6 protein-coding genes are annotated in these 5,340 nt (G+C 70.2%); 5 read left to right on the forward strand and 1 reads right to left on the reverse strand.

The features are described from left to right. Positions 1-1,965 (forward strand): M28 family peptidase (locus ABZS54_RS41980; protein WP_355548410.1); only part of this gene is annotated, 1,965 nt, incomplete at its 5' end. Between the two features lie 97 nt (positions 1,966-2,062). Here the strand turns inward: ABZS54_RS41980 and ABZS54_RS41985 are convergent. After that, on the reverse strand, positions 2,063-2,530 hold the full coding sequence (locus ABZS54_RS41985; RefSeq protein ID WP_355548413.1) for a MarR family transcriptional regulator: 468 nt from the start codon (positions 2,528-2,530) through the stop codon (positions 2,063-2,065). Positions 2,531-2,724: 194 nt separating this feature from the next. Here ABZS54_RS41985 and ABZS54_RS41990 point away from each other — a divergent pair, with 194 nt between their 5' ends. The 4 genes from ABZS54_RS41990 to ABZS54_RS42005 all read left to right on the forward strand — a co-directional run. Further along, on the forward strand, positions 2,725-3,291 hold the full coding sequence (locus ABZS54_RS41990) for a DoxX family protein (protein WP_355548416.1): 567 nt from the start codon (positions 2,725-2,727) through the stop codon (positions 3,289-3,291). A gap of 283 nt (positions 3,292-3,574) precedes the next feature. Continuing rightward, complete coding sequence (locus ABZS54_RS41995) at positions 3,575-3,841, forward strand: copper ion binding protein (RefSeq protein ID WP_355548419.1); 267 nt, start codon at positions 3,575-3,577, stop codon at positions 3,839-3,841. Between the two features lie 77 nt (positions 3,842-3,918). Next, positions 3,919-4,971, forward strand: a complete 1,053-nt coding sequence (locus ABZS54_RS42000; RefSeq protein ID WP_355548422.1) for a hypothetical protein — start codon at positions 3,919-3,921, stop codon at positions 4,969-4,971. Positions 4,972-5,029: 58 nt separating this feature from the next. Then, positions 5,030-5,340, forward strand: a 311-nt coding sequence (locus tag ABZS54_RS42005; RefSeq protein WP_355548425.1) for a heavy metal-associated domain-containing protein, incomplete at its 3' end; no start/stop codon positions are given.

Consider the following 5,340-nt stretch of genomic DNA (forward strand, 5'->3'; position numbering starts at 1 on the left):
TGGGACGCGATCAGCGTGCCCGCCCAGACCGGCGACCCCACCTGCAACGGGAACCCGGGCCCCGACTTCTCGATGAGCGTCAACCCGACCTCGGGCACGTTGGTACCCAATGGCAGCGTCTCGATCAACGTGGGCACCACCACCACGCAGGGCACGGCGCAGAACGTCACGCTGTCCGCCTCCGGTCTGCCCAGTGGTGTGACCCCGCAGTTCAACCCGGGCAGCGTCCAGTCCGGCAACAGCTCGACCCTGACCCTGACCGCGGGCGCGAACCCGACGGCCGGCACCTACACGGTGACGGTGACCGGAACCGGGTCCGCCACGCACACCGCGCAGTACACCTTGACGGTGACCGGTCCGGGTAACCCGAGCGACCCGCCGAACATCAATGTGGCCAACGTCCAGGCGCACCTGTCCCAGCTCAACACGATCGCGTCGCAGAACGGCGGCAACCGCCGCGCGGGCAGCGCGGGTTACACCGCCTCGGTGGCGTACGTGAAGGGCAAGCTCCAGGCGGCCGGCTTCACCGTCAGCGAGCAGACCTGCACCTCCTGCACCTACCGCTCCAACAACCTGATCGCCGACTGGCCCGGCGGCCCCGCCGACTCCGTCGTCATGTTCGGCGCCCACCTCGACAGCGTCTCGGCCGGCCCCGGCATCAACGACAACGGCTCCGGCTCGGCCACCCTCCTGGAGAACGCGCTCGCACTCGCCCAGGCCAACCCGACCCTGACCAAGCACGTCCGGTTCGGATGGTGGGCCGGCGAGGAACAGGGTCTCCAGGGCTCGCAGTTCTACGTGGGTCAGCTCAATTCCACGCAGCGCTCCGCGATCAAGGGCTACTACAACTTCGACATGGTCGGCTCGCCCAACGGCGGCTACTTCATCAACAACCTCAACTCCAGCACGGCAGCGCCGATGAAGGCGTACTGGGACAGCCTGAACCTGCGTCCCGAGGAGAACGTCGAGGGCCAGGGCCGTTCCGACGACTACTCCTTCCAGCAGGGTGGCATCCCGACCTCCGGCTATGCGGCCGGCGCCGACGCGATCAAGACCTCGGCCCAGGCGACGAAGTGGGGCGGCCAGGCGAACGCCTCCTACGACTCCTGCTACCACTCCGCGTGTGACACCACTTCCAACATCAACGCCACGGTCCTCGACCGCAGCGCCGACGGTGTCGCCTACACCATCTGGAAGACCGCGGTCGGCGGCACCACGCCCGGCCCCGACTTCTCGATCTCGGTCGCGCCCGGCGCGGGCACCGTCCCGTCCGGCGGCGGCACCGTCTCCACGACGGTGAACACCGGCACCGTGACCGCCCCCGCGCAGACCGTGGCGCTCAGCGCCGGCGGCGCCCCGAACGGCGTCGGCGTGACCTTCAACCCGACGTCCGTGCAGTCCGGGGCGTCCTCGACCGCCACCATCACAGTCGCGGCGGGCACCACTCCCGGCACCTACCCGATCACCATCACCGGCACCGGTTCGGTCACCCACACGGCCACGTACACGCTGACCGTCGGCAACAGCAACCCGGGCAACGCGCTCCAGAACGGCGGCTTCGAGCAGGGCACCGCCAACTGGACGCAGAGCGCCAACGACATCACCAACAGCAGCCAGGCCACCCCGCACAGCGGTTCCTGGTACGCCTGGATGATGGGTTACGGCAGCACGGCCACCGAAACCCTGAGCCAGTCCAACATCTCCGTCCCGGCCAACGGCACGCTCCGCGTGTGGATCAAGACCACGACGCAGGAAGTCGGCTCCACCGTCTACGACACGCTCAAGGTCCAGGTCAACGGCACGACCCTGGCCACCTACTCCAACGTCGGCGCCACCGGCACCTACGTCCAGAAGAGCATCGATCTGAGCGCCTACGCGGGCCAGACGGTCACTCTCCAGTTCGCCGGCAGCGAGGACGAATCCGCCACGACCACCTTCTACGTGGACGACGTCAGCATCTCCTGACCCGTCCCCGCTCGTTCATTCGACGATCGGCGCCCCGCTCCCGACGCATCATCCAGGAGCGGGGCGCCTCGTCGTTCGGGCCCGGAGAGGGTGTCGATCAGGCCCGGTCGTGCGCCCGTAGCCGGCGGCCGACCGTACCCAACGCCTCGGCCAGGGCTGCGAGTTGCTCGCGGTCCAAGACGTCGATCAGCACTTCTCGAACCCGCTCGACGTGCGCCGGCGCAGCGCCGCGCAACCGTTTCGCGCCCTGTTCGGTCAGCACCGCGAAGACACCGCGCGGCTGCTCGGGGCACGCGCGTCGGCGAACCAGTCCCAGCTTCTCCAGTTGGGCCACCTGGTAGGTGATCCCGCTCTTGGAGGTGATCAGCTTCTCGGCCAGTTCGGCCATCCGCAACTCGCCGTCGGGTGCGGCGGAGAGGTGCACGAGGATCTCGTACTGCGGATGCGAAAGACCGGCCTCGTCCTTGAGTTGACGCTCCAGTGCCCGGTCCACGCGGTGGCCGGCCTCGACGAAGCTCTGCCAAGCAGCCATCTCGAGATCGTCCAACCAACGCGGTTCGCTCATGCGCCCCAGCCTACTGAGCTTCTCGAAGCCCGAGTCGGCCTGTAGCGTCGAAGTAGTTCAAATTTGAACTACTCCTCGGGATCCGATCCACCCGGGCCCGGACCAGGGATCCGAACCGCGGGCCGACCAGCGGCCCGACCCGGATCCGACCCCGACGATCGTCCGACGACCTCGCATCGACAGGAGACACCCACATGGCCTCCCCCGCCGAGACGACTCTCCGCGGCCTCGACCGGCCCACCGGCCCCGCGTCGCCGACCGCGCCCGGTCCGTCCCTGCACGGCTACGACCTGGGGCTGGTCCTGCTGCGGGTGGTGGTCGGCCTGACCATGGCCGCGCACGGCAGCCAGAAGTTGTTCGGCTGGTTCGACGGTGCCGGCCTGGACGGCACCGGCCGGTTCTTCACCATGAGCGGCTACCCCTCCGGCAAGGCGATGGCGACCGTGGCCGGCCTCACCGAGACCTTCGGCGGCCTGGCCCTGGTGATCGGCCTGTGCACCCCGCTCGCCGCCGCGGCGATCGTGGGCACCATGATCAACGCCATCGCGGTCAAATGGGACGGTGGCTTCTTCGCGCCGAACGGCGTGGAGTACGAGTTGTTGCTGACCTCGGCCGCCGCCGCGCTCGCCCTGACCGGCCCCGGCCGACTGGCCGTCGACCGCTTCCTCCCGGTCCTGCGCGCTCACCGCCTCGCGTACGGCATCGCCGCCGTCGTGATCGGCGTGGTCACCGCCGGCGTCATCCTGGTGCTGCGCGACTGATACCGACCCACCGACGATCGCTCGGACTCGGCGACCATCGCCGGGGCACGCGAGCGTCGTCTCGATCCGACCCCACCGGGTCCGCTCACTTGATCGGCAAGACGGCGCGGCCGGGGTGCACTCATGTGCACCCCGGCCGCTGTTCGTTTGCCGGGCCTTCCTTCGATGCCACTCTCGATCGGCCCGAACGGCTTGACTACATACCTAGGGGGGGTATCTTGTACCGTACTCGCCGACCGGGCCACGTCCGGTGCGGCGGATCCGAACAGCAGGAGGTTTCGCCATGGGCACGTCCACTTCCGCCGTCGCCACCTACACCGTCACCGGCATGACCTGCGGCCACTGCGTCTCGTCGGTCGAGGCCGAGATCGGCCGGCTCGACGGCGTCACCCACGTAGCCGTCGACCTCGCGAGCGGCCGGGTCACCGTGACCGCCGACGCCGCGCTCCAGGAGGCGGCCGTCGCGGCGGCGATCGACGAGGCCGGCTACGAGCTCGTCCCGGCCGAGGCACCGGCGGCGGGCGCGAGCTGCTGCGGCAGCTGCCACTGACCGGCTCGGGAGGGCGTCTGCCGGCGCCGACGCCCTCCCGACGGCCCCGACCCCGACGGATCGACGAGGGAGAGACCATGAACACGGCAATCAAGGTCGGCGCGTTCGGCGCCGGCATCGTCCTGGCCTTCGGCGCCGCGTTCGGCGTGGGCCACGCGGTCGGCCCGGTCGGCTCCGACCCGGCCCCCGCGCACGGCAAGCACGGCGGCGACTCCGCCGACGCACCGAACGACACGCGCACCCCCGGCCCTACCGGCACCGTGCCCGCAGGCGCCGAAATTCCCGCCGGCTTGCAGGTCTCCGAGCGCGGCTACACCCTCGTCCCGCCCGCCGAACCGCTGCCGGTCGGCACCCGTACCGACTTCCGCTTCCGCGTGCTCGGCCCAAACGGGCAGCCGTGGACCCGCTACGACCGCGCCCACGACAAGGACCTTCATCTGATCGTGGCCCGCCGCGACCTGTCCGGCTTCCGGCACGTGCACCCCGTGCTCGGCGCGGACGGGACCTGGAGCGTGCCGCTGACCTTCGCGAGCGCCGGCACGTACCGTATGTTCGCCGACTTCTCCCCCGCCGGCGACCCGGCCGGCCCGCTCACCCTCGGCGCCGACGTCATCGTCGCCGGCGCCTACGAACCGGTCGCCCTGCCGGCCCCGACCCGCACCGCGACCGTCGACGACTACACCGTGACGCTGACCGGCGACCTGTCCGCGACCGAGTCCGGCCTGCTCACCCTGAACGTGAGCAAAGACGGTCGTCCGGTCACCGACCTCCAGCCCTACCTCGGCGCATACGGCCACCTGGTCGCGCTCCGCCAGGGCGACCTCGGCTACCTACACGTCCACCCGCAGGGCACACCCGACGACGGCAAGACCCCGGCCGGGCCCGGCATCGCCTTCCACGCCCAGGCGCCCAGCGCCGGCAACTACCGCCTGTACCTGGATTTCCGGCACGAGGGCACGGTCCGCACCGCCGAGTTCACCGTCACCGTCGGCGCCCCGAGCGCACGCACGACGACACCCGCCGTACCGCCCGCCACCGCACCGGAACACGGCGAGCACGCCCACCAGGAACGCCGTCAAGATCGAAACCAAGGCCGACCTCTGCCCAAAATATACCCCCCTAGGGTATAATCGAAGTGTGATCGTGGGACGGCCACACCAGCACGAGCGAGATGCGAAGGAGCAGGCGATGAGTTCGACCACCGAGACCTCGGCGCGACCGGACAGCGGGGAGATCGAACTGTCGATCGGCGGCATGACCTGCGCCTCGTGCGCGATGCGCATCGAGAAGCGGCTCAACAAACTCGACGGCGTGACCGCGACGGTCAACTACGCCACCGAAAAGGCCAAGGTCACCTACTCCGCCGACATCGCCCCGACCGACCTGGTCGCCCAGGTCGAAGCCGCGGGCTACACCGCCGAGCTTCCCGCCCCTCCCGAGACCGCCGGATCCGCCGGCGAACCGGCGCAGGGCGCGGACCCGGACGGGGGTCGGGTCCG

Origin of the sequence: Embleya sp. NPDC005575, from assembly GCF_040605455.1 — a bacterium.
GTDB lineage: Bacteria > Actinomycetota > Actinomycetes > Streptomycetales > Streptomycetaceae > Embleya.

What these genes read in the sequence shown, in the direction of transcription:
- ABZS54_RS41985 (WP_355548413.1), bottom strand. Translation starts at nt 2,530, where the DNA reads ATGAGCGAACCGCGTTGGTTGGACGATCTCGAGATGGCTGCTTGGCAG.
- ABZS54_RS41990 (WP_355548416.1), top strand. Translation starts at nt 2,725, where the DNA reads ATGGCCTCCCCCGCCGAGACGACTCTCCGCGGCCTCGACCGGCCCACC.
- ABZS54_RS41995 (WP_355548419.1), top strand. Translation starts at nt 3,575, where the DNA reads ATGGGCACGTCCACTTCCGCCGTCGCCACCTACACCGTCACCGGCATG.
- ABZS54_RS42000 (WP_355548422.1), top strand. Translation starts at nt 3,919, where the DNA reads ATGAACACGGCAATCAAGGTCGGCGCGTTCGGCGCCGGCATCGTCCTG.